Below are 26,966 nucleotides of genomic sequence, written 5' to 3'. Positions count from 1 at the left end.
GGGCGGGGCAATCGAATAGATACTGCACGACCCCCATTGTCCGCCAGGCGATTTGCGTCTAGTTTGCTGGCCGATCACAAGTACAAAAAATCAGGAGTCATCGATGCAACCGATTCGTCTCGGCCTGGTGGGCTACGGCAAGATTGCCCAGGATCAACACGTTCCAGCCATCCACGCCAACCCCGCGTTCCAATTGGTGGCGGTCGCCACGCAAGGACAGCCTTGCGCCGGGGTGGAGAACTTCCGCTCCCTGGGCGAGCTGCTGGAAAACGGTCCGCAGGTCGATGCGATTGCCTTTTGCACACCGCCGCAAGGTCGATTCGCCCTGGTGCAACAGGCGCTGGCGGCCGGCAAGCACGTCCTGGTGGAAAAGCCGCCGTGCGCCACGTTGGGTGAAGCCATGGCCTTGGTGGAGCAGGTTCGCGAGCAAGGCGTCAGCGGCCTGTTCGCCTGGCATTCCCGTTACGCCCCGGGCATCGAAGCCGCCCGTGACTGGCTGGCCAGCCGCACCTTGCAGAGCGTGCAGATCGATTGGAAGGAAGACGTGCGCAAGTGGCACCCGGGCCAGGCGTGGATCTGGCAACCCGGCGGTCTGGGCGTGTTCGATCCGGGCATCAATGCCTTGTCGATCGCGACCCATCTGCTGGCGCTGCCGTTGTTCGTGGAATCGGCCGAGTTGCGCGTGCCGGACAACTGCCAGTCGCCGATTGCCGCCAGCATCAAGATGGCCGACGCGCGTCACCTCGATATCCGTGCGGAGTTCGACTTCGACCATGGTCATGACGAACTCTGGAGCATCGAGATTCGCTGCGCCGAAGGCGTGTTGCGCCTGGACAACGGCGGTGCGCTGTTGAGCATCGACGGCGTGCGCCAGGCGGTATCCGAGGAGGGCGAGTACGCCGCGGTGTACCGGCATTTTCAACAACTGATCAACGACAAAACCAGCGACATGGACCTGCAGCCACTGCGCTTGGTCGCCGACAGCTTCTTTGTCGGCAGTCGGGCGGCGGTCGAGCCGTTCTACGATTAACCCAGGGAATTGCAGTTGAACGAACACACATTGTCCATGCGCCTGGAGCGCGTGGCGGCGCACATGCCGGCGGGCGCGCACCTGGCCGATATCGGCTCGGATCACGCTTACCTGCCGGTGGCCTTGCTGCGCCGTGGCGTCATCGCGACGGCGGTGGCCGGTGAGGTGGCATTGACGCCATTGCGCGCCGCCGAACGCACCGTGGTCAAAAATGACCTGGAGCAGCGGATCAGCGTGCGCCTGGCCAACGGCCTGGCGGCAATCGAGCCGGAGGACGGAATCACGGCGATCAGCCTCTGCGGCATGGGGGGCGAGACGATCCGCGACATCCTGGACAGTGGCAAAGCGCGGTTGAGCGGTCGGGAGCGCCTGATCCTGCAACCCAACGGCGGCGAACAACCGCTGCGCCAATGGCTGATGGAAAACGGCTACCGCATCCTCTGCGAGGAATTGCTGCGGGAAAACCGCTTCTACTACGAGATCATCGTGGCCGAGCGCGCCGGGCCGGTGGCGTACACCGCCGAGGAGCTGTATTTCGGCCCGCTGCAGTTGCAAGCCCGAACCCCGGTCTTCCTGGCCAAGTGGCAGCGCCTGCTGCGCCAGAAGCAGAAGACCCTTATCTGCTTGGCCAAGGCGCGGCAAGCCGTGCCCGAAGAGAAGCTGCAAGAGATTGCCCGGCAGGTCCGCTGGATCAGCGCGCTGCTGGCTTGAGTGGCATTGAGGTTGGATGTGCCGACGTCATCGCGAGCAAGCTCGCTCCCACAAAGGTGAATCGGGATGCTGTGACCATCCACACCCCCCTGTGGGAGCGAGCTTGCTCGCGATGAGGCATCAGTCATGTCACCGAATTGAACAAAGCCCCCGGTCGCCGCTCGCCCGCTTATCGACCCACCACCGGGTAGTGTTTGATACGACACGCATACGAGTTGCCGTCGCCTTTACACACACCGTCCAGGTAGCGGTAGCCCACCCGCATCGACTGCCCTTTCCCGGGCCATTGGCGGCGGGGGAGCGTGGCTTGATAGTCCGGGGTTTCCGGGGTGAAGGTGAGCAACGAGCCTGGCTGCGGGCATTCCACCGAGGCGGATTTCGGCTTGACTTTCACCACCTGCGCCTGAAGCTGCGGATAGGGTCGTTTCAGCACCTCTACGACACGCAGCTCCATCTCACAGATCTGCCATGTCGAGGCCTGGACGGGCTCGCACAGCAAGGGAAGCGTCAAGGCAAGCAGTCCGAGGCATGATGCGTGAGTGTTCATCGTTGCCCTTGTTTGAAATGCTGGTGTTCGCAAAATCATAGCGCGGCATGGCGCCTTCGCCTGGCTCAACCGTAAAGCCCCATCAACGAGAACGATTTGTCCGTGGTCAGTGCCACAATCTCGGCCAGCGAATGCAGGAGCACCGGCACCAGCAGGCCACCACTGGCCACTCTGGCGACGGCGAATACGCCGCCACAGGCGAAGATCAGCACGACCGTCAGCCAGTTTCCGTATTGGATGTGCATGCCGGCGAAGATGGCCGACGTCACGATGATCGCGATCCATGTCCAGGCACGGCTGTTCTCGTAGGGAAACAGCCGGAGCATGTAGTGGCGGAAGAATAATTCTTCGGCGATGGGCGGCAGCACGATCAGGGAGGCGATCTTGATCGTGGCCTGCCAATTGTTGAGCCCGTCCAGAAGCTCGGCCATGAACACTTCACGCGGCAACCCGAGCACGAGGACGGCGACCCCGAAAAGCAGGTAGGCCCCGATGGTGCCCATCGCTCCCCATTGCAGGGGTTTGCGGATGGAGCGACCTCGCCACTGTGAACGTAAATCGGCGCGATATTGCAAGGCGAAAAGGACGAGGAGAAGGAGCGCGGTGATACCAGAGGTGGTCGTGAACGTCAGGTAGGCCTGCATGTCTGCCGGGACGAAAAGGACCTCGGGCATCGCCGCCAGGAAGACGACCACGGTGGCCAGCACAAACATCCCAAGCCGGGGAAAGAAGCGGTAAGGCGATAGAGTGGAGGCGGGTGCAAACTCAGGGGTGGCACTTAGATTCGTCACAGTCACTCCATGAGTGCAAGGAAAAAGGCATGATGCCAGTGTTTTGATCGGCTGGGATGAGTTCCTATCGGCTTTGTGGAGAGGTCGGCAATTGGATCTGGTGGATACACCTGGACCGCCGCTATCGCGAGTAAACTCGCTCCCACACTGGATCTTCAGCAGACACAAAATCCATGTGCACCTGGCCCCCCTGTGGGAGCGAGCTTGCTCGCGAAGAGGCCAGCACATCCAACCTCACCGCAAACTGACACACCGCCTTCGCGAGCAAGCCCGCTCCCACACTGGATCTTCAGCAGACACAAAACTCATGTACAACACAGAACCACTGTGGGAGCGGGCTTGCTCGCGAAGGGGCCAGCACATTCAACATCCATGTAACTGACCCACCGCCATCGCGAGCAGGCTCGCTTGTATGGTAGGACTTGAAGGGAGGAGGAGGGACAAGGCTCGATTCTGACTGTTCGCGCAGTGCAGACCGTGGGAGATTTCGCCCCTCCTCCTTTCACCCAAGCGCCGATAAAGAATGCTTCGGCCTGGATCGACGATAGAGACAAGCCTGCGCCTCTGGGTGACCCCTTCAAGTGTTCAAACCTTAGCCCGGAGGATTTTCAATGGCAATGCCGGTTTCTGTCACAAAGCCAATCGTGGGCGTGGATGTCGCCAAGAACGAGCTGGTGATCTATCACGCAGAGCTTGATGTGTTGGAAGCGATTCCTAACGACAAGGCGGCCATCAAAAGGTGGTTGAAAGTATTGCCGGGCCCCGTCGATGTTGCCATTGAGTCGACCAATATCTATCACTTGGATTTTGCTGATCTGGCCTATGAGGCCGGTTGCACGATCTATATGGTGGGCGGTTATGAACTTCATCATTACCGCAAAGGCGTAAAAATACGCGCCAAAACCGACGCGCTGGACGCCAAGCTGCTGGCTCGTTACCTCAAGAACGAAGGGCACGAGCTTCATCCATGGGCGCCGCCATCTCCGTTGTATCGCCAGCTTCTAAGCCTTTTCCGCCGTCGCGCTGCCTTGGTTCAGGCTCGAGTCGCCCTGGTACAAAGCTGGGCGAACGAGCCACTACTGAAGACAGCTTTCGCCGAGCAAATCGCCGCCATGCAGAGGCTTGAGACATTGATCGAGAAGACGATCAAGGATCATCTGAAAAATGCCGGTTTGCTAGGTCAACTGAACCGTTGCCTGAAAGTCGAGGGCATCGGATTTTTGACCGGAGCTCGTTTGCTTACGGCATTTCAGCGGGGCGACTTCAAGAATGCAGACGCTTTTATCGCTTTCTTGGGAATGGATTTGCGAGTGCCCCAATCAGGACAAAAAGATGACCGGCGAAGCTTGAGCAAACGCGGCGACCCGGAAGTTCGTCGGCTTTTACACAACGCAGCCATGTCGGCCAGCCGTACGTCTGCCTGGAAAGGCTTTTATGAAAAACTAAGAGCTCGGGGCTTCGCTACCACGCAGGCGCTAGTAATACTGGCTCGCAAGCTTGCTCGGATCGTATTCGCTTTGCTGAAAGGACAAAGCGAATACCAACCAAAAGCGGCTTGAGGGCTTCCCCTCAACCATAGAATCTCCCACACTGGATCTTCAGCAGACACGAAACTCATGTACAACACAGAACCACTGTGGGAGCGAGCCTGCTCGCGAAGAGGCCAGCACATCCAACATCACTGCAAACTGACACACCGCCTTCGCGAGCAAGCCCGCTCCCACTGGAGGAGCGCGGTCTAAGCCGCCGTTACCGCAGCAACGGATATACACACGGACCCAAAGCACTCAGACCTGCTTCGCCCCCCCACCAATCTGCCAGACATACGGCGGTTCCGTCCCATTGATTTCCCAATCCCCAATAATCCGCTCCTTGTAGATCAACGGATTGTGCGAAGCGGCGGTACGGGCGTTGCGCCAGTGGCGGTCGAGGGCCTTGCTGGTGCTGGTGGCTGAGGCGCCGAGGGCATTGAACAGGTCGCTGGTGGCGCGTAGCACCAGGTCGGAGATCACCACCTGGGCCTGGGCCGACTCCAACTCGGCGGCAATGTTGGCGGTGTGTTCGGTCTCGGCGTTCTGGCTGAAGCGGCTTTCATAGGCACGTTGGGAAGCGCTCGCGGCCCGCAGGGCAGTGGCCTCGGCGGCATAGACCTGGGCCGAGGCCCGGCCGACCACTTGCTGCACCTGCACGTCCTGGCTCACTTCGCTGGCATTGCCGGTGCTGAAGACCCGGGTGCGTTTGCGCACTTGCTCGGTGATGTCATGGACCGCGGCACGGCCGGCGCCGGTCAGCACGGCGAGCAAGACCAGTTGATAAAACGCGGTCTGGTATTTGAAGCGGGTGGAGAAGTCGATGAGGTTTTGCGCCTCGACCAATGCGTTCTCGAACAGCGATGTTCCGCTGCCGGTGGTGCGTTGGCCAAAACCGTCCCAGTCATCGCTTTGCTTGACGCCCGGCTGGTGCACGCGTACGGCGGCAATCACGTCTGCACCGTTGTCGTCACGCTGGGCATACACGTCGATCCAGTCGGCGAAAATACTGCCGGTGCTGTAGTACTTGGCGCCATTGACCACCCATTGATCGCCCTGGCGGGAAACCCGGGTGACGACCTCGCCGATTTTCACCGCGCCGACTTCCGTCCAGGCGTTGCCCACCAACTCACCCTCGACGAAGCGCTTGAACCAAATGTCCTGCGGGCTGCTGGCATGGGCATTGAGGCGGTCCTCGACGAATGCAAAGTGCCCGCGCAGGGCCTGGGGCAAGTTGGAATCGGCTTCGGCCAGTTCGATCAGCAGTTGCAATAGCTGCGGCAACGAGGCCCCGGCACCGCCATATTCGAGCGGTACGCGGATAGCGCCAAAGCCGGCTTCCTTCAGCCATTTCACCTGTTCAAAGGGCAGGCTGCGGGTCTGCTCCCGCTCCAGGGCGCCAGCCTGGATGCGCGCAAAGATCGGCCGGAAACGTTCGGCCAAGGGTTCGTAGTCGGTGCCAGTGGAAAGGATTGGCGGCAGGTGTTGTTGCTGTGCGGTCATGTTGATGTTCCTTCTTGATGGCGAGTAGGCGGGCAGGGGAGAAACCTGCCGGTGCCAAGGGGCTTTGCACAGTCCATGCCCGGCCCGCGACGTCCATGAATGCGGGGTCTGTACGACGCTCGTCGGTGATAGGGCTGTCCTGGCTGCGGACAATCTGTTGCGCAACTGTATGCCCGGCAACAGTTGTTGCGACAGGCATCGAAACGCAGGTGTTCACCAGGCAACAGTGGAACAACAGCTTGCCCGTCGAGCGACAGTGAAGTGATTAGGCGGTACTTCCAACCAATTGATTATTAAAGATATATGAACGTGGCACGGTTGCTGCTCTACACCCTGTGCAGACGCTGAGGTGGCGTCTCCAGGCATGGGGTAAGTGATGAGCAAGCAATTCAAAGTGGTGGCGGTGTCAGGCAGCGTGCAGCACCCGTCACGCACCCTGGCCCTGCTCCAGGCAATAGTGGACAGGCTCGCGCAGCAACTGCCGATCGAGGTGCGCTTGATCGAACTGGCCAAGGTCGGTCCGCAGTTTGCCGGGGTGTTGCGTCGCGAGGCGTTGCCGGCTGCGGTACAGGATGACCTGCACGCCATTGAGTCGGCCGATCTGCTGATCGCCGCCAGCCCCGTCTATCGAGCCTCGTACACCGGCTTGTTCAAGCACCTGTTCGATTTCGTCCATCACGAAGCCCTCAAAAATGTTCCGGTGCTGCTCGCCGCGACAGGGGGCTCGGATCGCCATGCCTTGATCATCGATCACCAGTTGCGACCGCTGTTCGGCTTCTTCCAAGCCCTCAGCCTGCCGGTGGGCGTCTATGCCAGCGAAACCGATTTCAGCCAATACCGGATCTCCAGCGTACAGGTGCTGGACCGTATCGAGCGCGCCGTCGAATCGGCGCTGCTGAGCCTGGTCCCGAGCGCCCGACGCGACGCCAGTGCCGCCTGATCCCTTTTCCCTTTCAAAACGAGCCGTGGAGTACATGCAATGAGCCAGGACACGATCAAATTTGCCTACTGGGTGCCCAACGTCAGCGGCGGACTGGTGGTCAGCAAAATCGAACAACGCACCGACTGGGGCATCGACTACAACCGCAAGCTGGCCCAGATCGCTGAAGCGGCCGGCTTCGACTACGCCTTGTCCCAGGTGCGCTTTACCGCTGGCTACGGCGCCGAATACCAGCACGAGTCCGTAGCGTTCAGTCATGCCTTGCTGGCCGCCACCACGCGCCTGAAAGTCATCGCCGCGGTGTTGCCGGGGCCGTGGACGCCGTCGGTGTTGGCCAAGCAGATCGCAACCATCGATCACCTGACGGGTGGCCGAGTGGCGGTCAACATCGTGTCGGGCTGGTTCAAGGGCGAGTTCACGGCCATTGGCGAGCCGTGGCTGGAGCACGACGAGCGCTATCGCCGTTCCGAAGAATTCATCACCGCCCTCAAGGGTATCTGGACCACCGATAACTTCACGCTGCGCGGTGACTTCTACCGCTTCCACGACTACACCCTCAAGCCGAAACCCCTGCAGCAGCACCCGGAAATTTTCCAGGGCGGCAGCTCACGTGCGGCTCGGGACATGGCCGCCCGGGTATCGGACTGGTACTTCACCAACGGCAATACCGTGGAAGGGGTCAAGGCGCAGATCGATGATCTCCAGGCAAAAGCCGCGGCCAACCACCACAAGGTCAAGGTCGGCGTGAATGCCTTTGTCATTGCCCGCGACACCGAAGAAGAGGCGCGGGCGGTCCTTGCCCAAATCATCGACCAGGCCGATCCCGAGGCCGTCAATGCCTTTGGCGACGCGGCGAAACAGGCCGGCAAGTCCAGCCCGGAAGGCGAAGGCAACTGGGCCAAGTCCAGCTTCGAAGACCTGGTGCAGTACAACGATGGCTTCAAGACCAACTTGATCGGTACCCCGCAGCAGATCGCCGAACGCATCGTCGCGCTCAAGGCCGTGGGTGTGGATCTGGTGCTTGCCGGGTTCTTGCACTTCCAGGAAGAAGTCGAGTATTTCGGCCGTAAGGTCCTGCCGTTGGTGCGTGAGCTGGAGCAACGCAAAGTGACGGCCAAAACGGCGGCGGTCGCCTAGGCGCGGGAGGCAGCAGGGCGGACGAGGGGCGAACAAGGTGCCGGGATTTAAGCACTGCGCCCCCATGAATGGGCCATCGCCGAACCGCTTTTGTGGCGAGGGAGCTTGCTCCCGCTGGGCTGCGCAGCGGCCCCAAAGCCAGTCACCGAGGTGTATCAGATGGATGTCATCCGCCTCAATGGGGGCGCTTCGCACCCCAGCGGGAGCAAGCTCCCTCGCCACAAAAGTGTGGGCGTCAGGTCGACAGGTTGACTACCCGGCCATCCCGAGTGTCCAGTGCCGGGCGGCGTCGATTGACCACCAACTCGCCAATCCTGATCAGCAACGTGCGGGTGACGTTGCGGCTCAGGCCCAGCAGGCTTGCGGTATGGACTTGGTTGCAATTGGCGTATCGGTAGGCGGTGCGCAATAACTCGGCCTCGACCTTTTCATACAGATCGCCATGCCCTTGCTCGAGCAGTTTCTCGAAGGCTTTCTGCAAGAGCGCCTCTGCACTTTGGGGTACAGGTTGCAGCAAGTTGTCCTGGCGTTCGATGCGCAAGTTCGACAGGTGCAGGTCCTGCTCACCAATCACTTTGTTACGGCAAATCAGCAGCGTGTGGTGAATGACGTTTTCCAGCTCGCGGATATTCCCCGGCCAGGAATAATCGAGCAACTTGCGCTGCGCCTGGGCATCCAGCGTCACCTCGCCGTGACCGAGCCTGTGGCTGTATTGCGCAATGAAATGGCGTATCAGCGGCAGAATGTCGCCGGGACGTTCGCGCAGCGGCTTGAGCACCAGGCTGACCACGTTCAAACGGTAATAGAGGTCTTCGCGAAAATGCCCGGCATTGATGGCTCTTTCCAACTGTACGTTGGTGGCCGCCAGCACGCGGACATCGATCTTGATGCTTTTGCGCGAACCCAGCCGGACCACTTCGCGTTCCTGCAGTACCCGCAGCAACTTGACCTGGATCGGCAACGGCAAATCCCCGATTTCATCGAGGAACAGGGTGCCGCCGTCCGCTTCCTCGAACCAGCCGGCCTTGGCTGTCAACGCGCCGGTAAAAGCGCCTTTTTCATGTCCGAACAGCTCGGCCTCAACCAGGCTCTCGGAAAACGCCCCGCAGTTGACCGCGACGAAGGGCTTGTGGCGACGGGCGCTGAGGTTGTGGACGTGGCGCGCCACCAGTTCCTTGCCGGTCCCGGTCTGGCCGATGATCAATACGCTGGCTTCACTGGGCGCGACTTGTTGCAGGTGAGCCAGCAAGGCGCGGGAGGTGGGGTCTTCGAAGACTTGGGCGGTGGCACGGATCGAGGTGGCCAGGCCGGGGGAGGGAGGTAGTGTTAGAAGCTGCATGACGGTGGCCCGTTAATGAGATTGCCGTGACTGAAGGTGGATGAATGCCAACATTTCCTTGAAAGCATTTCCGCGAAGCCATTGGGCTTAAGGCTTAATCTAAATGATCTAAAAAACTGATAATAAATAACTTTAAGTTATTTGCTTAGGCGACTGTGGGAGCAAGCCTCGCTCCCACAGTTCGGGACTTGGCATTTATCCATCAATGCGGATATGCGGGGTCACGGACATCCCCACTCGCAGTTTCGCCGCGGCGGGTTGGTCGGGGTCGATGCGAATGCGCACAGGCAAGCGCTGGACGATCTTGGTGAAGTTGCCAGTGGCGTTGTGCGGCGCAATGGCTGAATAGCTGACGCCGCTGGCAGGTCCCAGGCTTTGCACGGTGCCGAGCAGCGACTCGCCCGGCAACGCGTCGACCGTGATGTCCACAGCCTGACCCATCGCGACGCGCGCCAGCTGCGTCTCGCGGAAGTTGGCGGTGATGTAGACGGCGTCGAGCGGCACAATCGCCAGCAACGGTTGCCCGGTATTCACGAATGCGCCGATGCGCACGGATTTCTGTCCGATGGTGCCGGCGATCGGCGCCGTGATGCGGGTATAGGACAGCTTCAGTTCCTCGATGGCCTGCGTGGCTTGGGCATGGGCGAGAGCGGCCAGGGCTTTTTCCAGATCGGCCCTGAGGACATCCACCTGCTGCCGGGCTGCCTGCAGACCCGCCTCACTCCTGTCCCGGCGCGCCCGTTGGATGCTCAATTGCGCTTCGGCCTGTTGTCGCGCTTGCACGGTGCCCGAGCCATCGTGGGCCAAATTGCGATACCGCGCTTGATTGGCACTGGCCAGTTTCAGCGCCGCCACGTCCGCGGCCACCGCTGCTTGAGCCTGGCGAATGGCGGTTTGCTGCCGGCTCAGGTGCGCTTGCAGGCTGGCAATGCTGGCCCGGGCACTGGCGACCTGGGCGTTGGCCGCGTTCACGGCGGCGACGAAATCACGGTCGTCCAGTGTCGCCAACACGTCGCCTTTCTCGACCCGCTGGTTGTCTTCGATCAACACCGTCTCGATCGTACCGGACACCTGCGGCGCGACTGTGGTGAAGTCCGCGTGGACATAAGCGTCATCCGTTGACTGCGTCGATGAGCTGGATTCAGGGCGATTGGCGTAGAGCACTCCGGCGACTGCCACGGCGAGCAGCACGACACTGATGATCTGGGCTTTCTTCGGTAAGGCCATGATGAATTACCCATGTGAGGATGAGGATGAGGCGGCCTGCCTGGCAGGTGCCGGGATGTAGGCCAGCCGCAGCACGAGGGGAATCAGCAGCAGTGCCAGCAGGCCCAACGCGCGATAGGCATCGGCGATCGACAACACCAGCGACTGCTGGCTGACGATGCCCAGCAGTTCTGAGGGGAGCGGCGCCGAGGCCAGGGTATTGCTTGCCAGGGCCGCCTGGTCCAGCAACATTTCCCCATGGAAGCGGCCGCGCACGACCACGAGCTGTCCGACCAGCGCCGCGCCGAACAACGACCCGAAGGCGCGCAGGGTATTGATGGTGCCGGACACATACGGACCCTCGGCTGGCTGCACCACGCTGGTGATCAGAAACAGCATCGACACCACCGCCATCGGTTGTCCAAAGGCCTGTAGCGTTTGCGCCACGACGAACTGCTCGCGGTTCCAGTCGCTGGTCAATTGCGCGCCGCAAAGGCAGGCCAGGGCGATCAGGCACAGTCCCAACGCGAACATGAAGCGCGCATCAACCCATTTCTGGTACAGCAGCAGCGCCACCAGTGCCCCCAGGAGTAACTGCGGCAGCGCGACGATCAGCCCGATCGCGGCCATCTGCAACGGGCGATAGTCCTGCAGCGGCCCGAGGTAACTGGCCGGTAGCAACGAACTGGACAGCAGTACTACCAGCAACGAGACGAACAGGATGCAGCCCAGCCCCAGGTTGCGACGCCCGAGGATCTGCAACTTGATGAACGGCGAGGGATGAAACCATTCGGTCAACAGGTAGATCGCCAGCAAGGCCAGGCCCGCGAGCAGGGACGAGGTGATCAACGGTGAGTGAAACCAATCCAGTCGTATGCCTTGATCCAGGGCGACGGTCAGCAAACCAAGCGCCGGGACACCGCAGGCCATGCCGGCCCAATTGGCCTGGCGAAAACGTGGGAACTGGATCGGTTCCCGTGGCAGCCCCCAGGCGATCAAGCCGGCAGCGACCACGGCCAGAGGAACGATCTGCCAGTACACCCAGCGCCAGTCCTGCAGTTCGTCTGTCCAATGCCCCGCCAGCCAGATGGCCAGGTTGGGCGCGAAGGTCGCGGTCATCGCGTACATCGCCAGGCCGTACAACCGTATGGGTGGCGGCAGGAATTTCAGAGCCGCCATCATCAGCAACGGAATCGTCGTGCCGCTGGCGATGCCTTGCACAAAACGCAGGCCCAGGAGCAGATCGAGGTCATGGATGAACGGCAGGAGCAGTGCCAGCGACGTACACGTGGCGAGCGTCAACAGCTCAAGGCGCCGGAGCGAGAGCGTCAGGGCAAACCACGCGGCAAAGGGCATGGCAATCAGCTCCCCGGCGCTATACGCCGTGGTGAGCCAGGACGCATCGTCCAAGCCAAAGCCCAGTGCGCCTCTTACGTCCGCCAGCGCTAACGCGCCAACCCGGGTGTTCAGTCCCGCCATCATGGCCGCGAGGAAAATCCCGGCCAGACCGACCAGCTGGCGTTTCGACGACGTGGCCAAGGGGGCCGCGCGAGGTGCGACCTGGGTGGGCGACAACGCGATGCTGTTCATGGTTGCGGCTCCGGGTCCCAGCCGCCACCCAGGGACTTATAGAGATTGACCACGGTTAGCGTGGCGTTGGTGGCGCTGGCATTGAGGCTGGTCTGGCTGGCGAGCAGGTTCAGTTGCGCCGTGAGAACGCTCAGGTAGTCGGCGGCACCTTGCTGATAGCCGCGTTCGGCCGCGTGCAATGCCTGCCGGTTCTGCTCATACGAAACCAGCAGCTCGTCGTGTTGGCGCTGTTGCGCGGCCCAGGCGTCCAGGGCATCGTCCACTTCGTGCCAGGCGCGCAATACGGTGTGCCGATAAGCCAGGGCGGCGGTCTTTTGCCGTGATTCGTTCAAGGCCAGGCGCTGTACCAGGCGCCCGCCCTGGAAGATCGGCAGGTAAACCGTCGGCCCGACGGAAAAGAAGCGAGCGTCCCAATTGGCCAGGTCGCCGCTGTCGAAGGCTTCCACACCGATTCGTCCTTTCAGGCCGATACGTGGGTAGAAGTCGGCCTTGGCTACGCCGATGGCTGCGGTCGCGGCGTGGAGCTGCGCTTCGGCGCGCAGGATGTCGGGACGTCGCTGGGCCAGTTCAGACGGGACCCCGACCGGCACCCGAGTGGGCAGCGAAGGCAGGGGCATGGCCTGGCGCAGTTGTGCGTCGAGGGTACGAGGTGGTTCGCCCATCAACAGCGCCAGGGCATTCATTTGGGCATTGCGACGCTGGGCCAGTTCGGGAAGCATGGCCTTGATCGTCGCCAGCTGCGCCCGTGCGGAGGAGGTTTCGAAGCGTGTCGCCACGCCATTGCGCTCGCGACTTTCGGCCAGGCCCAGGGTGCGCGCGGCGATCGTCAGGTTCTGTTGGGCGATGTCCAGTTGGGCCTGGGTGCCACGCAGTTGCAGGTAGGTCCGTGCCACTTCGGCGGAAAGGGCCACCCGAGCGGCTTCGCGCTCATAGACCGTCGCCTCCAGCGTCGCCGCCGCACCTTCGCGCGCGCGGCGGGCCCGGCCCCACAAGTCGATTTCCCAACTGGCATCGAAACCCATTTGCCAGAAGTTGCTGGGGGCCGTCGGGGCGCCCAGCGCGGCGAACTTGCCATGTTCACTGAGCGCCTCCCGGGCGTAACTGGCATTGGCGCCGACGCTGGGCAGCAACTGCGAAGCGGTAATCCCCAGTTGCGCTCGGCTTTGATCGATGCGTTCGGCGGCTATCTGCAAATCAAGGTTGCCGGCATGTGCCTGTGATTGCAACTGAGTGAGCAGCGGGTCGTTGAATAGTTGCCACCATTGGCTGGGAACGGCGCCGGGGAGCAGGGAGGCGTCGCGTCCATGCTCGGGGCGGAGCGTCAGTTGCGCGGCGTCAAGTTCGTTCTTGGGCTCCATGAAATCGGGGCCCACCGCGCAGCCGGTGAGGGCCAGTGTTGTGAGCACGACCATGGGTTGCAAGCGGCGTTGAAGTAGTTCGAAAAAAGCCGGCATGGGCCGTTCCCCACAAGGTTGCAGCGCCGCTGCGCGAGCGTGCGCCTGGGCTTGATCGATCCTTGGATAGCGAGTCGTCCGCTGTGGGGTCATGGTATTGAGCGGTTGCGGCGAGGGCACTTCTACATCGGTTCAGCCAAGTCATACCTCGGTGGCGGGGGATGTATACGAAGGTATGTGTTGAGCCTGGGGGTATGGTTTTTTTGCTGGGGATGGGGTGTATATCCATCAGATCGGTGGGAGCAAAGCTTGCTCGCGATAGCGGTGGCTCAATGTGCCGGACGCAGAGCCGTCTCGATGCACTCCAGCAGCTCGTCGGTATCACAAGGCTTGGGCAAGCAGGCGACCAACCCCGGCGTATGCGCCCCCAGGTCCGGATAAGCGGTAATGAAGATAGTGGGAATCCGCAAGCCCATGGCTCCGAGCTGTTCATGCAGCTCCAGGCCACTCATGCCCGGCATCTGGATATCGGAAATCAGGCAATGGGTACTGGCCGGGGCTTTGGCGTCCAGGAACTCGATGGCACTGCAATAAGTTCGAACCTTGTAGCCACTGGAACGCAACAGGCTATCCAGGGCTGTCCGAACGGATTCGTCATCGTCAACAACGGCGATAATCCTCGTGTTGCGTATCTGCGTGGCTTGCGTCATAGGGGTCGCTCGTAACAGCGCCTGTCGTGACTACACGATACGCGGTCTCATAGGGGGCAGAAGTATACCTGCGTATAACGGCCTAAGACCTAAGGGTCGGTGCCTTGTGCCTGGTGCAGCACCAGGCCATGAAAAAATTGTGAAGCGCTTTCGTGAGGCGCTAATCTAAAGAGCGCAACACACCCCGTCCTGGATCCCGGCACATGCTTCACCCTCAGGCATCCAGCGCAGCCACGGAAGTCGCCTCCTGGTGACGACATCGGCAAGTGCAACATGACACTGGACGACAGCCGACGGCAAAGTGCGGCAGACCAAACAAAATAGTGCTCCTGTGCCGATGGAATAACAGCATGCAAATATTATGGGACGATGGTGAGCGTATCTTCTGTCGGGAATTGCGCTCGGGTGTGGACGGCGACGATACGGTCCTGGTGGCCCGGCCCGCGACCGAACAGCCTCGCCCTGGTTGCCTTGACCGGCTTGTCCATGAGTTTGGCCTGAAGGATGAACTCGATGGCGCCTGGTCGGTACAACCCCTCGACATGGTGCGCGAAGGGCCCCAGGTGCAACTGGTGCTCGCGGATCCCGGCGGCGTGCCGCTCGTGCAACTGTTGATCGCACCGATGGAAACGACGACGTTCCTGCGCCTTGCGGTGAGCATTGCCGTGGCGCTGGGCAAGCTCCATCAGCGCGGCATCGTCCACAAGGACATCAAGCCCAGTCACATCCTGGTGAATTGCGACGATGGCCAGGCACGGCTCACCGGGTTCGGCCTGGCCTCGCGGCTGCCGCGCGAGCGCCAGGCCCCCGAGACCCTGGCCGGCACGCTCGCCTACATGGCCCCCGAGCAGACCGGCCGAATGAATCGCTCGATCGATTCGCGCAGTGACCTGTATTCCTTCGGCATAACGCTCTATCAGATGTTGACGGGATCGCTGCCGTTCACTGCGTCCGACCCGATAGAGTGGGTCCACTGCCATATCGCCAAAATGCCTTCGCCGCCCAGTGTGCGGGTCGAAACCATCCCCGAGATACTGTCCCAAATTGTCATGAAGCTGCTCGCCAAGACCGCCGAGGAGCGCTACCAGACGGCCGCGAGTGTCGAACATGATCTGCGCCGTTGCCTGGCGCATTGGACACAATCGCGGCACATCGATGCCTTTGCCCTGGGCGAACAGGGCGCCTCCGATCAACTGTTGATCCCTGAGAAGCTCTACGGCCGTGAGCGTGAAGTCGAGACGCTGGTTACCGCGTTCGGTCGGGTGGTCGAAACCAGCGCGCCGGAACTGGTGCTGGTGACGGGCTACTCCGGTATCGGCAAGTCCTCGGTGGTCAATGAGCTGCACAAGGTCCTGGTTCCGCCGCGCGGCCTCTTCGCCAGTGGCAAATTCGACCAATACCGGCGAGACATTCCTTACTCGACCCTGGTGCAGGCCTTCCAGAGCCTGGTGCGCACGTTGCTGGGCAAAAACGACACGGAACTGGCGCATTGGCGCGAGGCGTTGCTGGATGCGCTGGATGCCAATGCGCGGCTCATGACCGATCTGATTCCCGAACTCAAACTCATCATCGGCGAGCCGCCAGCGGTCCTGGCACTTGACCCCCAACAGGAGCAACGCCGCTTCTTACTGATATTCAGGCGCTTCATCGGTGTGTTCGCCCGCGCGGACCATCCGCTCGCCCTGTTTCTTGACGACTTGCAGTGGCTGGACGCGGCGACGCTCGACCTGCTGGAGGATCTGCTGACCAGCGCCGATGTGCGCCACCTGATGCTGGTGGGGGCCTACCGCAGCAACGAGGTGGACGCCACGCACCCGTTGACGGGCAAGCTCAAGGCTATTCGGAGCGCTGGGGGCAAGATCAGCGAGATCACCCTGGCGCCCCTCGTCAAGGTGCACGTCGAGCAGTTGATCGCCGAAGCCCTGCATGACGCCCTTGATCGTGTCGAGCCGCTGGCGCAACTGGTGCTGGACAAGACCGCGGGCAACCCATTCTTCGTGATCCAATTCCTGCAGGCCCTCGCTGACGAGCGATTGCTGACTTTCGATCACGAGGCGCGGCAGTGGTGGTGGGATCCGCAGCGCATTCACGCCAAGGGCTACACCGACAACGTCGTCGACCTGATGGTTGGCAAATTGGTCCGCTTGCCCGCCGACACGCAGCAGGCATTGCAGCAACTGGCGTGCCTGGGCAACGTGGCTGGGCTCAAGGCGCTCTCCACCGTTCTGGACATCTCCCCGACTCAGGTCCGGGCGATTATGTGGCAGGCGGTCCGCCAGGAACTGGTCGAGCGGCTGGACGATGCCTATGGATTCGTTCACGACCGCATTCATGAGGCCGCTTACTCGCTGATCCCCCAGGCTGCGCGTGCCGAGACGCACCTGCGCATTGGACGGTTGCTCGCGGCACAAACGGACGCCCAAGCGCTTGAAGAGGCGATCTTTGAAATTGCCGGCCAGCTCAATCGTGGCGCGGCATTGCTCACCGACCGGGCTGAGCGGGAGCAGTTGGCTGAATTCAACCTGCTGGCCGGCCAGCGGGCCAAGGCCTCGACGGCCTATGCTTCGGCACTCAACTACCTGGCCACCGGCGTGCAGTTGCTGGATGAGGACTGCTGGACAGGGCGTCATGACTTGATTTTCGGGTTGGAATTGAACCGGGCCGAATGCGAGTTCCTTACCGGACAACTCGGTGCCGCGGACGAACGCCTGAAGGCCTTGGCCGACCGCGCCGTGACGGTGATCGAGCGGGCCAACGTGGCATGCCTGCTGATGGACGTCTACCTGCTCCTGGATCGCAGCGACGGTGCGGTGGCCGTCTGCCTCGACTACCTGCGTCATGTGGGGATCGAGTGGTCGGCCCACCCGAGCGACGACGATGTGCGTCACGAGTACGAGCGCATCGGGGAACTGCTTGAAGGCCGGGCCATCGAGGACCTCATCGATCTGCCGCTGATGGTGGACGCCACCTCCTTGGCGACGCTCAACGCACTGGGTAAGCTCTTTGCGCCGGCCTTGCAGAGTGAAGCGAACCTGGCGGACCTGTTGATCTGCAAGGCGGTCACCTTGAGCCTGGAGCAGGGCAACTGCGATGCGTCCTGCGTGCTCTACGCCAACCTGTTCCGAGTCGCCGGCCGGCGGTTCGGTGACTACCAGATGGGATTCCGCTTCGGCCAGCTTGGTTGCGACCTCATTGAAAAACGCGACCTGCGGCGATTCGAGGCCAGTACCTACCTCTGTTTTTCATGCTTTGCCGTGCGTTGGATGAAGCCGGTGGGGCAATGCCGGGACCTGTTGCGTCGTTCGTTTGCGGCGGCGAATCGGATCGGTGACCTGCCGTATGGAGCCTACGCCGGCAACAACCTCACCGCCGATCTGCTGTTCGCTGGCGAGCCGTTGATCGATGTACAAGAAGAAGCCGAGCGGGGCCTGGCCTACGCCAAGAGGGTGCACTTCGGGCTGGTGACCGATTTTATTATCGCCCAGCTGGCGCTGATCCGAATGCTTCGGGGCGTGACGCTGACGTTCGGCTGCCTGGACGACGGCCAGTTGAACGAGCCGGCCATCGAAACCCACTTGTCCGGCAACCCGGATCTGGTCCTGGCTGAATGTTTGTATTGGGTCCGCAAACTGCAGGCCCGCTACCTGGCCGACGATCCTGAAGCGGCCATGGCGGCCGCTGCCAAGGCCCAGGGTTTGCTCTGGGTTTGCCAGTCGTTCTTCGAGGAAGCCGAATACCATTTCTATGGCGCCCTGACGCGGGCCGCCTATTGCGACCGTGTGCCGGTGGACGCGCGCGAACCTCACTGGGTGGAGTTGGCGGCCAATTACCGCCAGCTCCAGACATGGGCACAGCAGTGTCCAGAGAACTTCGCCAGCCGCACCGCGTTGGTGGGTGCCGAAATGGCCCGGGTCGAAGGGCGTGTGGTCGATGCCGAGTCGCTGTACGAGCAAGCCATCCATGCCGCGCAGCAAAGCGGTTTTGTCCATATCGAGGCGCTGGCCAACGAGCTTGCAGCGCGCTTTTACGCTGCCCGTGGTTTCGACAAGATCGCCCGCGTCTATCTCCAGGATGCTCGTTACGCCTACCAGCGTTGGGGTGCTGAGGGCAAAGTGCGGCAGTTGGAGCAGACCTATCCATTGCTGAGGACCGAAGCGCCTGTGCCCGGGCCAACGACGACGATGACGACGCCGGTCGAGCACCTGGACCTGGCCACCGTACTCAAGGTCTCCGAGGCGGTGTCGGGGGAAATCGTGCTGGATAAGCTGATCGACATGGTCATGTGCACGGCGATCGAACAGGCCGGCGCCGAACGCGGGTTATTGATCCTGTCCAGCGACGGCGAGTACCGAGTCGCGGCGCAGGTGACCACCGGCAACCACGTAACGCAAATCCACAATGCCCCGGTGAGCGCGGCACTGTTGCCGGAGTCGATTCTCTACCACGTCCTGCGGACCGGGGAGAGCGTTTTTCTTGACGATGCCCTGATCGCGGCGCCGTTTGCCGCGGACCCGTATATCCGCCAGCAGCGTGCCCGCTCGATTCTCTGCGTGCCGTTGCTGAACCAGGCCAAGCTCGTCGGCGCGCTCTATCTGGAAAACAATCTGGCTGCCCATGTGTTCAATCCGACCCGTATCGCCGTGTTGAAACTCTTGGCGTCCCGTGCGGCCATCTCTTTGGAAAATGCCCGCTTGTATCGCGAAGTCGCCGAGCGCGAAGCGAGGATCCGGCGCCTGGTGGACGCCAACATCATTGGCATTCTGTTTTGGAATGCCGATGGCGACATTATCGAAGCCAACGATGCCTTTCTGCGCATGGTCGGCTACGAGCGCGAAGACCTGGCCTTGGGCCGCCTGGGCTGGCGGGACCTGACGGTGCCGGAGTTCCGCGAACTGAGCGAACGCTCCCTGGCCCAGGCATTGCTCACCGGGCACGCCCGGCCTTATGAAAAGGAATATTTTCGCAAGGATGGCAGCCGCCTGCCGGTCATCGTCGGCCTGGCGCTGTTCGAGGCCAATAGCAGGGAAGGGGTCGCCTTCGTGGTGGACCTGACCGAACGCCGGCAGGCGGAAGAAAAGATCCGCGAAAGCGAGCGACGTTATCGCGAGGTGCAAACCGAGCTGGCCCACGCCAACCGAGTCGCGACCATGGGGCAGTTGGTGGCTTCGATCGCCCATGAAGTCAACCAGCCGATTGCCGCGACGATCCTCAATGCCGATGCCGCCCTGCGTTGGCTGAACACCCAGCCACCCGAGATCGAGGAAGTCCGCCAGGTACTGGGGCGCCTCATCTACGACGCCAATCGGGCGGCGGACGTGTTGGGGCGGATCCGTGGGCATATCCGCAAGGCGCCGCCACAAAAAGGCCCGGTGGACATCAACATTGCCATTGGCGAAATGATCGAGTTTACCCGCGGCCAGATCATCAAGAGCGGCGTCTCGATCCAGACGCACCTGGACGACGGTTTGCCGCTCATCCAAGGTGACCGGGTCGAGCTGCAACAAGTGCTGCTCAACCTGATCATGAATGCGCTCGAAGCGATGAGCTGCGTCAACGAGGGCGAACGGCAGTTGTGGATCTGCGCAACGTCAGAGGGGGCCGATTGGGTGCTGGTGAGTGTGAGCGATTCGGGGCCGGGGTTCGCCTCGGAAAACGTCGACCAGGTGTTCACGTCGTTCTACACCACCAAACCCACCGGGCTGGGCTTGGGGTTATCGATCTGTCGTTCGATCATCGAGTCCCACGGCGGTTGCCTGAAGGCCTGCGTCAATCAGCCTCGCGGCGCTACCGTTCAATTCACGTTGCCCATCGTCCAGGGGGAAACGCCTGCCTGAGGACTCGACAGCGTTCGATTCATACTTAGGTTTAAAGGCTGCATATCAATAGATCACCGGTTCCACTCCCACGTACAAATGCAACGTCGCAACCCGGGCGATAGATTGGCCTCACGGGTTGCGGAGTGTGAGCCATGATCGATTTAACCCACCGGGCAATGGATGGACTTTCTGCGCTTCGTTCGGTCGCGCTGGTTTTGATGGCGCTCGTCACGGCGAGCGCTTTCTATCGCCTGGGTACGCCGATGCTGGACGGGCAGGGGTGCGCAGCGGCCCGCAATCGCGGTCTGTCTGATATCGCCTTGAAATGGGTGCATGTCGAACGGTCTGGGGCCACGTTGCCGATCGGCGCGCACCTGATCAGCCCACGGGGGTTCTATCTCCATCACGGGATCTACCTGGGCGACCTGAAAGTCGCCCACTACTCCGGCTTCAGCGGTTCGCTGAGATCCGGCCCCATCGAAGTGATCGACCTTGAACATTTCGCCCATGGCAAACCGGTCTGGATAGCACAGGAACCGTATGAATTTTCCAATGATGAAGTCGTCAGGCGGGCGCTTTCACGGCTCGGTGAGAACCGCTATCGGATTCTGTCCAACAACTGCGAACACTTTTGCAACTGGTGCATCAGCGGAAAACACTACAGCGCTCAGGTCGACGCTTATTTCCAGCGTCCCCGTGATCTATTCGCTTTAATTTCGACGCTGGAGCCGCAGCTGATTGCCTAGGTACAGCGCAGGCTGGACAAGGTCGCTGTGCTACACTTTTTTTTCGTTTCGGTCGCCGGAAGGGTCGTGAATGAACGGTAATGCTTCATCCAATGAGGCGGGTCTCAAAGGTTCTATTGTGTTCGTGGTGGATGACGATGCCTCCATGCGCGATGCGTTGAGCAACCTGCTGCGCTCGGTCGGGATCCGCGTCGAGACGTTCGCCTCTACGGCGGATTTTCTTCGGCAGCCGAAGACCGAGTGCCCCAGTTGCCTGGTCCTCGATGTACGGTTGCAAGGCGCCAGTGGCCTCGACTTCCAGGCGCAGTTGGCGGAGTCGAATACGAATATCCCGATCATCTTCATCACCGGCCACGGCGACATCGAAATGTCGGTCAAGGCGATGAAAGCCGGTGCCGTGGATTTCCTGGCGAAACCTTTCCGTGAACAGAACCTGTTGGATGCGGTGTCCGCCGCGCTTCAGGCGGATGTCCGGCGACGGCAGGTCGAACAACAGTTTGCCGATCTGCATGCCCGCTACCAGACGCTCACCGCCCGTGAAAAAGAGGTCATGGGTTTTGCGGTCACGGGGTTGATGAACAAGCAGATCGCCGGGCAAATGAACCTGAGCGAAATCACGGTGAAGATCCATCGCGCCCATGCGATGAAAAAAATGTGCGCCAGGTCGTTTGCGGACCTGGTCCGGATGGCCGAGGCGTTGGGCTCCGGGCAGAGTCGGTGAGCGTTCTCAACGGCTGCGCAGCCGAGCGGGAGCAAGCTCCCTCGCCACGGGGGCAGCGTTGTCTGGGCTGGCGCCATCGCGAGCAAGCTCGCACACATAGGGGAGTTACCCTTGGAATGCAAAAAGCCCCGTCACAGTGGACGGGGCTTTTGACTTGCCGCTTGAAGCTTACAACTCGGGGCTGCCCTTAGAACACCACACCCTGGCTGCGCAGGTAGTCGTCGTAGGTGCCGCTGAAGTCGACCACGCCGTCGGCGCTCAGCTCGATGATGCGGGTGGCCAGGGACGATACGAACTCTCGGTCATGGCTGACGAAGATCAGCGTGCCTGGGTAGTTTTCCAGCGCCAGGTTCAGCGCTTCGATGGACTCCATGTCCAAGTGGTTGGTCGGTTCGTCCATCACCAGCACGTTCGGCTTTTGCAGGATCAGCTTGCCGAACAGCATGCGGCCTTGCTCACCACCGGAAATGACCTTGACCGACTTGAGGATCTCGTCGTTGGAAAACAGCATGCGGCCCAAGGTGCCACGCACAAGCTGCTCGCCACCCTGGGTCCACTGGCCCATCCAGTCGAACAGGTTGACGTCGTCTTCGAAGTCATGGGCATGGTCCTGGGCGTAGTAGCCGAGTTCCGCGGCGTCGGTCCATTTCACGGTGCCGGCGTCCGGTTCCAGTTCATTGACCAGGGTGCGCAGCAAGGTGGTCTTGCCGATACCGTTCGGGCCAATGATCGCCACGCGCTCGCCGGCTTCGACGGTGAAGCTGAAATCCTTGAACAGCGGCTTGCCGTCAAAGCCCTTGGCCATGCGTTCGACGATGACCGCCTGGCGGTGCAGTTTCTTGGTCTGCTCGAAGCGGATGAACGGGCTGACGCGGCTCGATGGCTTGACCTCGGCCAGTTGGATCTTGTCGATCTGCTTGGCGCGGGAGGTGGCCTGCTTGGCTTTCGAGGCGTTGGCCGAGAAACGGCTGACGAACGATTGCAGTTCGGAAATCTGGGCTTTCTTCTTGGCGTTGTCCGACAGCAGTTGCTCGCGGGACTGGGTCGCCACGGTCATGTACTCATCGTAGTTGCCCGGGAACAGGCGCAGCTCGCCGTAGTCCAGGTCCGCCATGTGGGTGCAGACACTGTTCAGGAAGTGACGGTCGTGGGAGATGATGATCATCAGGCTCGAACGCTGGGTCAGCACGTTTTCCAGCCAGCGGATGGTGTTGATATCCAGGTGGTTGGTCGGTTCGTCGAGCAGCAGCACTTCCGGGTCGGAGAATAGTGCCTGGGCCAGCAGTACGCGCAGTTTCCAGCCAGGCGACACTTCGCTCATCGGGCCGAAATGCTGTTCGATGCCAATCCCCAGGCCCAGCAGCAGTTCACCGGCGCGGGATTCGGCGGTGTAGCCGTCCATCTCGGCAAATTCGGTTTCGAGCTCGGCCACGGCCATGCCGTCTTCTTCGGTCATTTCCGGCAGCGAATAGATGCGATCGCGCTCGGCCTTGACCTTCCACAGCTCTTCGTGACCCATGATCACGGTGTCGATCACGGTGAATTCTTCGTAGGCGAACTGGTCCTGGCGAAGTTTGCCCAGGCGCACGTTCGGCTCGAGCATGACCTGGCCACCGGACGGCTCGAGGTCGCCACCGAGGATTTTCATGAAGGTCGACTTGCCGCAACCGTTGGCGCCGATCAGACCGTAGCGGTTGCCCGCGCCGAATTTGACAGAGACGTTTTCGAACAGTGGCTTGGCGCCGAACTGCATCGTGATGTTAGCTGTAGAGATCAAAGGTTTATCCTGCGGAACATTCAGAGTAGCTAAGGGTGCGGCAGTACCTGTTCAGTACCTGTTTGCGCACGTCCCGACCGCGCAAAGGCGTCGCGGTCGCAAGCGCAAGGGTCCATCCGGCATAAGAGGACAGCAGCATACGGAGCGCCCGGCCCGGGTAGACGTGCGCCGAAACCGCAGTTTGCGGCATCGGCCAAAGGGAGCGCGTGATAATTGGCGGCGATTGTACTGATCTGGCCGCATTAACGATAGGGTATTGCCCGGACAAGACAGTTTTTCACAACTTCAGGATAACTTTTGGTTACAAACTCTGGCTAAAATGCCACCTCACCCAATGCCATCTCCCTTGCCGCTTGGTTGGCCCGGAGACGCAGCCTGTTCACTCCCTGCTTTGTGACGGACTTTCGTGAAGCTCATCATTGTCGCGATCTACCTCCTCTCCATCGGCTACGTCCACCTGCGTGGACGCGTGCGGCATAAGGTCGGACGCCAGCTGAGCGATCATTCGTCTTTTCTCGCACCGATCAATTGCCTGCTTTACCTGTGCTCGAAACTGCCCAACAGGCCTTTCCTGAGCCCGACGCAGTTCCCGGACCTGAGTCCGCTGCAGGCTCATTGGGAAGAAATCCGGGCCGAAGGCCAGAGCCTGCTGCGGGCGGGGGAGATCAAGCGTTCCAATCAGTACGACGACGTGGGTTTCAACTCATTCTTCAAGACCGGCTGGAAACGTTTCTACCTGAAGTGGTACGGCGACAGCCATCCGTCGGCCATGAAATTGTGCCCACGCACCACCGAACTGGTGCAGAGCATCGGGTCGATCAAGGCGGCGATGTTTGCCGAGTTGCCGCCGGGGTCGAAGCTGGTCCGGCACCGCGACCCATATGCCGGGTCCTATCGCTATCACTTGGGCCTGGAAACGCCCAACGATGCCGGCTGCTACATCAATGTCGATGGCGAGGCTTATCACTGGCGTGATGGCGAAGCGGTGATTTTTGACGAAACGTTCATTCATTACGCCGAGAACACCACCGACCAGAACCGCATCATCCTGTTCTGCGACGTGGAGCGGCCGATGAAGTTTCCCTGGGCCACGGCGTTCAACCGCTGGTTCAGCCGCACCGTGATGGCGGCGGCCGGCGCGCCCAACGACGCGGGCGACAGGACGGGCGGCCTGAACCGGGCATTCTCCAGGCTCTACAAGATACGTTTGCAAGGCAAGGCCCTGAAAAAGCGCAACCGCAGGTTGTACTACCTGCAGAAGTGGGCATTTTTCGGTGGATTACTGGCGATCTTCGTTTGGATCTAAACCCCGTAGGAGCTGGCGAAGCCTGCGATCTTTTGATCTTGATCTTGATCTTGATCTTGATCTTGATCTTGATCTTGATCTTGATCTTTTCGCTTGCGACTCAATTGTTTGGGACAAGATCGCAGCCTCGTTGCACTCGACAGCTCCTACGAGCTCCTACGCCCCATAGGTTTCAGTCGGTGGGTTTTTGCGCATCCAGCTGCTCCCACATCCTGGCGGTAATCCGCTGGCGGTGGTTATAACCTTCCCAAGGATCGGCGCCCAAGCCCCTGGCCCGCTCCAGCGCGGTATAGATATCCCATTGCTGGGCGTTGCGCAGGGTCGACAGTTCGGCGCGGGCAATGGGCACCGAGACCGGCAGGCCTGGCCTGGCGCGCACTGAATAAGCAGTCACCGTGCTAGCCCCGCGGGCGTTGCGCAGGTAGTCGACGAATATTTTCCCGACGCGATTCTTCGGCCCCATGGTAGCGGTGATGCGCTCCGGCGCTTGCCGGGTCAGGAACTGGGAGATGGCCTTGGCAAACGCCTTGGTGGTGTCCCAGCCCTCGTTTCTCGCCAATGGCACGATCACGTGCATGCCTTTGCCACCGCTGGTCTTGAGGAAGGCCTGCAAACCCAGCTCGTCCAGCACCGCCAAGGTCATGCGGGTCGCCTCGATCATCGCGCTCCAGGGCAGTGACGGGTCCGGGTCCAGATCGAGGACAAACAGGTCAGGCGTCTCGATCCGGTCGTGGGTCGCGGTCCAGGTGTGCAGCTCCACCGCGCCCATCTGCGCCGCGCCAACCAGCCCGTGGATGTCGTCGATTTCCATCAGGGCGGCATGACCCGGGTCCAGATGCGGATCCAACTGCTTGATGTGGGGAATCTCCAGTCGATCGGCGTGTTTTTGAAAGAACAGGTCTTCACCGATACCGTCCGGTGCCCGCAGCAGCGCGACCGGACGCAGCTTGAGGTGCGGCAGGATCCAAGGGGCGATGTCCAGGTAGTACTGGGCCAGCTCGGCCTTTTGCACGCCGCTGACACTGTCGATGACCCGATCAGGGTGGGTGATCGTCACACCGTCCACCTTGGCCGCGCTGGCTTTGTGACGACGCTGGGGTTTTGGCGCAGTGGGTTTTATCGGCAGGGGCTGCTCACGAACAACCTTGCTGGCGGGCGTATCGGGCGGCAAGCCCAGGAAAATAGCCTGCCGCACCTGGTTGTCGCGGGTCCACTCGGTGAATTCGATTTCGCAGGTCAGGGTCGGCTCGACCCATTGCACGCCGCGTCCCTGTGTACCGTTGAGCGGCTCAGCCAGTGGTGGAGTATCGCGCTGCTGGGTACACAGTTGCTCGTGCAATTGCTTGATCTGCACCTGGCTGAACCCGGTGCCGACCCGGCCGGCGTACGTCAGCCCCGTTGGCCCGTTGACGGCCAGCAGCAACGCACCGAAACCGCTGCGTTTGCCCTGGGGGCGGGTGAACCCGACGATGACAAAGGCTTGGCGCAGCCGGCACTTGAGCTTTACCCAATCGTCGCTTCGCCTGGAAACGTAAGGACTGCCCAGGCGCTTGCCGACCACGCTGTCCAATGAGAGCGCGATGGCGCTCTCGAACATATCGTGTTGGCTGGCGGAAAACGATTCGGAGAAGCGCAGGCGCTTGCTGGCGTTGTTGCCGAGGGCTTTTTTCAGCGCCGCACGGCGTTCTTCCACCGGCGCCTGACGCAGGTCGACGCCATTGAGAAAGGGCGCATCGAACAGGAAATACACCATGTCGACGGTGCGGCTGATCTCGAAGGCCTCGCGCAGGGCGGCAAAATCGGAATGGCCGGTCTCATCGAGCAGGACCAGTTCGCCGTCGAGCCAACTGTCCCCCAGGTTCAACCCAGCCAAAGCGTCGGCATGCAGCTTCAGCCGATCGGTCCAGTCCTGGTGATTGCGGTTGTATAACCGGACTTCACCGTGTTCGATGCGGGTCAGCAGTCGATATCCGTGGAATTGGACTTCGTAGCGCCATTCACCGGTGGGGGGCTCCTCCACGGGAGTGGCCAACTGCGGTGCCAGGCGTTCGGGCAGGGCTGTGGTTGCGCCTTGGCCAGGGTTTCGGGATGTCGTTGCGTCCGGCTCGGCATTGGACAAACGAGCAGATTCACTCTCGGCGTTGGCCATGACAGATTCCCTTGTATTGCACAC

The 26,966-nt window shown here is 61.2% G+C and carries 19 protein-coding genes; 9 read left to right on the top strand and 10 right to left on the bottom strand.

The features are described 5' to 3' along the window. The first annotated feature begins 103 nt into the window (after positions 1-103). Positions 104-1,030, top strand: coding sequence for a Gfo/Idh/MocA family protein (locus tag HU715_RS09505; protein WP_186705913.1), 927 nt, complete (start codon positions 104-106; stop codon positions 1,028-1,030). Positions 1,031-1,045: 15 nt separating this feature from the next. Beyond that, complete coding sequence (locus HU715_RS09500) at positions 1,046-1,741, top strand: tRNA (adenine(22)-N(1))-methyltransferase (RefSeq protein WP_186705914.1); 696 nt, start codon at positions 1,046-1,048, stop codon at positions 1,739-1,741. A 169-nt stretch (positions 1,742-1,910) separates the two neighbouring features. Here HU715_RS09500 and HU715_RS09495 read toward each other — a convergent pair whose 3' ends face one another. Further along, positions 1,911-2,288, bottom strand: a complete 378-nt coding sequence (locus tag HU715_RS09495) for a hypothetical protein (RefSeq protein ID WP_186705915.1) — start codon at positions 2,286-2,288, stop codon at positions 1,911-1,913. 65 nt (positions 2,289-2,353) lie between these two features. After that, positions 2,354-3,079, bottom strand: a complete 726-nt coding sequence (locus HU715_RS09490) for a CPBP family intramembrane glutamic endopeptidase (RefSeq protein ID WP_367617200.1) — start codon at positions 3,077-3,079, stop codon at positions 2,354-2,356. Between the two features lie 611 nt (positions 3,080-3,690). Here HU715_RS09490 and HU715_RS09485 point away from each other — a divergent pair. Further along, positions 3,691-4,638 carry an IS110 family transposase gene (locus tag HU715_RS09485; RefSeq protein ID WP_217884312.1) on the top strand — a complete coding sequence of 316 codons (948 nt, stop codon included), beginning with the start codon at positions 3,691-3,693 and terminating at the stop codon, positions 4,636-4,638. Positions 4,639-4,866: 228 nt separating this feature from the next. Here the strand turns inward: HU715_RS09485 and HU715_RS09480 are convergent, their stop codons facing one another. Then, complete coding sequence (locus tag HU715_RS09480) at positions 4,867-6,111, bottom strand: acyl-CoA dehydrogenase family protein (protein ID WP_186709419.1); 1,245 nt, start codon at positions 6,109-6,111, stop codon at positions 4,867-4,869. 376 nt (positions 6,112-6,487) lie between these two features. On the opposite strand from HU715_RS09480, the gene msuE reads away from it, so the two are divergent. Continuing rightward, entirely contained in the window at positions 6,488-7,051 is a 564-nt protein-coding gene (gene msuE, locus HU715_RS09475; RefSeq protein WP_186709416.1) for an FMN reductase, read from the top strand. A gap of 39 nt (positions 7,052-7,090) precedes the next feature. Next, positions 7,091-8,188 (top strand): dimethylsulfone monooxygenase SfnG, encoded by a 1,098-nt coding sequence (gene sfnG / locus HU715_RS09470; RefSeq protein WP_186709414.1) that lies wholly within the window; start codon positions 7,091-7,093, stop codon positions 8,186-8,188. Between the two features lie 235 nt (positions 8,189-8,423). Here the strand turns inward: sfnG and HU715_RS09465 are convergent, their stop codons facing one another. From HU715_RS09465 to HU715_RS09445, 5 genes are all read right to left on the bottom strand, one after another. After that, positions 8,424-9,527: a sigma-54 interaction domain-containing protein gene (locus HU715_RS09465; protein WP_186709412.1), complete on the bottom strand. Its 1,104-nt coding sequence runs from the start codon at positions 9,525-9,527 to the stop codon at positions 8,424-8,426. Between the two features lie 195 nt (positions 9,528-9,722). Next, positions 9,723-10,754 carry an HlyD family secretion protein gene (locus HU715_RS09460; protein ID WP_186709410.1) on the bottom strand — a complete coding sequence of 344 codons (1,032 nt, stop codon included), beginning with the start codon at positions 10,752-10,754 and terminating at the stop codon, positions 9,723-9,725. A 6-nt stretch (positions 10,755-10,760) separates the two neighbouring features. Further along, entirely contained in the window at positions 10,761-12,323 is a 1,563-nt protein-coding gene (locus HU715_RS09455) for an MFS transporter (protein WP_186709408.1), read from the bottom strand. Beyond that, positions 12,320-13,777, bottom strand: a complete 1,458-nt coding sequence (locus tag HU715_RS09450; RefSeq protein WP_186709407.1) for an efflux transporter outer membrane subunit — start codon at positions 13,775-13,777, stop codon at positions 12,320-12,322. The genes HU715_RS09455 and HU715_RS09450 overlap by 4 nt, the downstream gene beginning before the upstream one ends. Positions 13,778-14,046: 269 nt before the next feature. Next, entirely contained in the window at positions 14,047-14,427 is a 381-nt protein-coding gene (locus tag HU715_RS09445; protein WP_186709405.1) for a response regulator transcription factor, read from the bottom strand. A gap of 350 nt (positions 14,428-14,777) precedes the next feature. Here HU715_RS09445 and HU715_RS09440 point away from each other — a divergent pair, with 350 nt between their 5' ends. The 3 genes from HU715_RS09440 (at position 14,778) to HU715_RS09430 (ending at position 21,710) form a co-directional block, all read left to right on the top strand. Next, positions 14,778-20,261, top strand: a complete 5,484-nt coding sequence (locus tag HU715_RS09440; protein WP_186709403.1) for a trifunctional serine/threonine-protein kinase/ATP-binding protein/sensor histidine kinase — start codon at positions 14,778-14,780, stop codon at positions 20,259-20,261. A gap of 134 nt (positions 20,262-20,395) precedes the next feature. Further along, entirely contained in the window at positions 20,396-20,989 is a 594-nt protein-coding gene (locus HU715_RS09435) for a lecithin retinol acyltransferase family protein (protein WP_186709399.1), read from the top strand. Positions 20,990-21,059: 70 nt separating this feature from the next. Further along, entirely contained in the window at positions 21,060-21,710 is a 651-nt protein-coding gene (locus tag HU715_RS09430) for a response regulator transcription factor (RefSeq protein ID WP_186709398.1), read from the top strand. 187 nt (positions 21,711-21,897) lie between these two features. On the opposite strand, the gene HU715_RS09425 is transcribed toward HU715_RS09430, so the two are convergent. Next, a complete protein-coding gene (locus tag HU715_RS09425) occupies positions 21,898-23,487 on the bottom strand; it encodes an ABC-F family ATPase (RefSeq protein WP_003181279.1) in 1,590 nt (529 codons plus the stop codon). A gap of 406 nt (positions 23,488-23,893) precedes the next feature. On the opposite strand from HU715_RS09425, the gene lpxO reads away from it, so the two are divergent. Continuing rightward, complete coding sequence (gene lpxO, locus HU715_RS09420) at positions 23,894-24,793, top strand: lipid A hydroxylase LpxO (protein ID WP_186709397.1); 900 nt, start codon at positions 23,894-23,896, stop codon at positions 24,791-24,793. 172 nt (positions 24,794-24,965) lie between these two features. On the opposite strand, the gene ligD is transcribed toward lpxO, so the two are convergent. Then, the gene (ligD, locus tag HU715_RS09415; RefSeq protein ID WP_186709393.1) at positions 24,966-26,942 is read right to left on the bottom strand and encodes a DNA ligase D; all 1,977 of its coding nucleotides are present in this window, start codon (positions 26,940-26,942) and stop codon (positions 24,966-24,968) included. Positions 26,943-26,966: the final 24 nt, after the last annotated feature.

This window comes from Pseudomonas zanjanensis (assembly GCF_014268745.2).
GTDB classification, from domain to species: Bacteria; Pseudomonadota; Gammaproteobacteria; order Pseudomonadales; family Pseudomonadaceae; genus Aquipseudomonas; species Aquipseudomonas zanjanensis.
The sequence above is the reverse complement of the archived record's forward strand: the minus strand, read 5'-3'. Positions and strand labels throughout refer to the sequence as shown.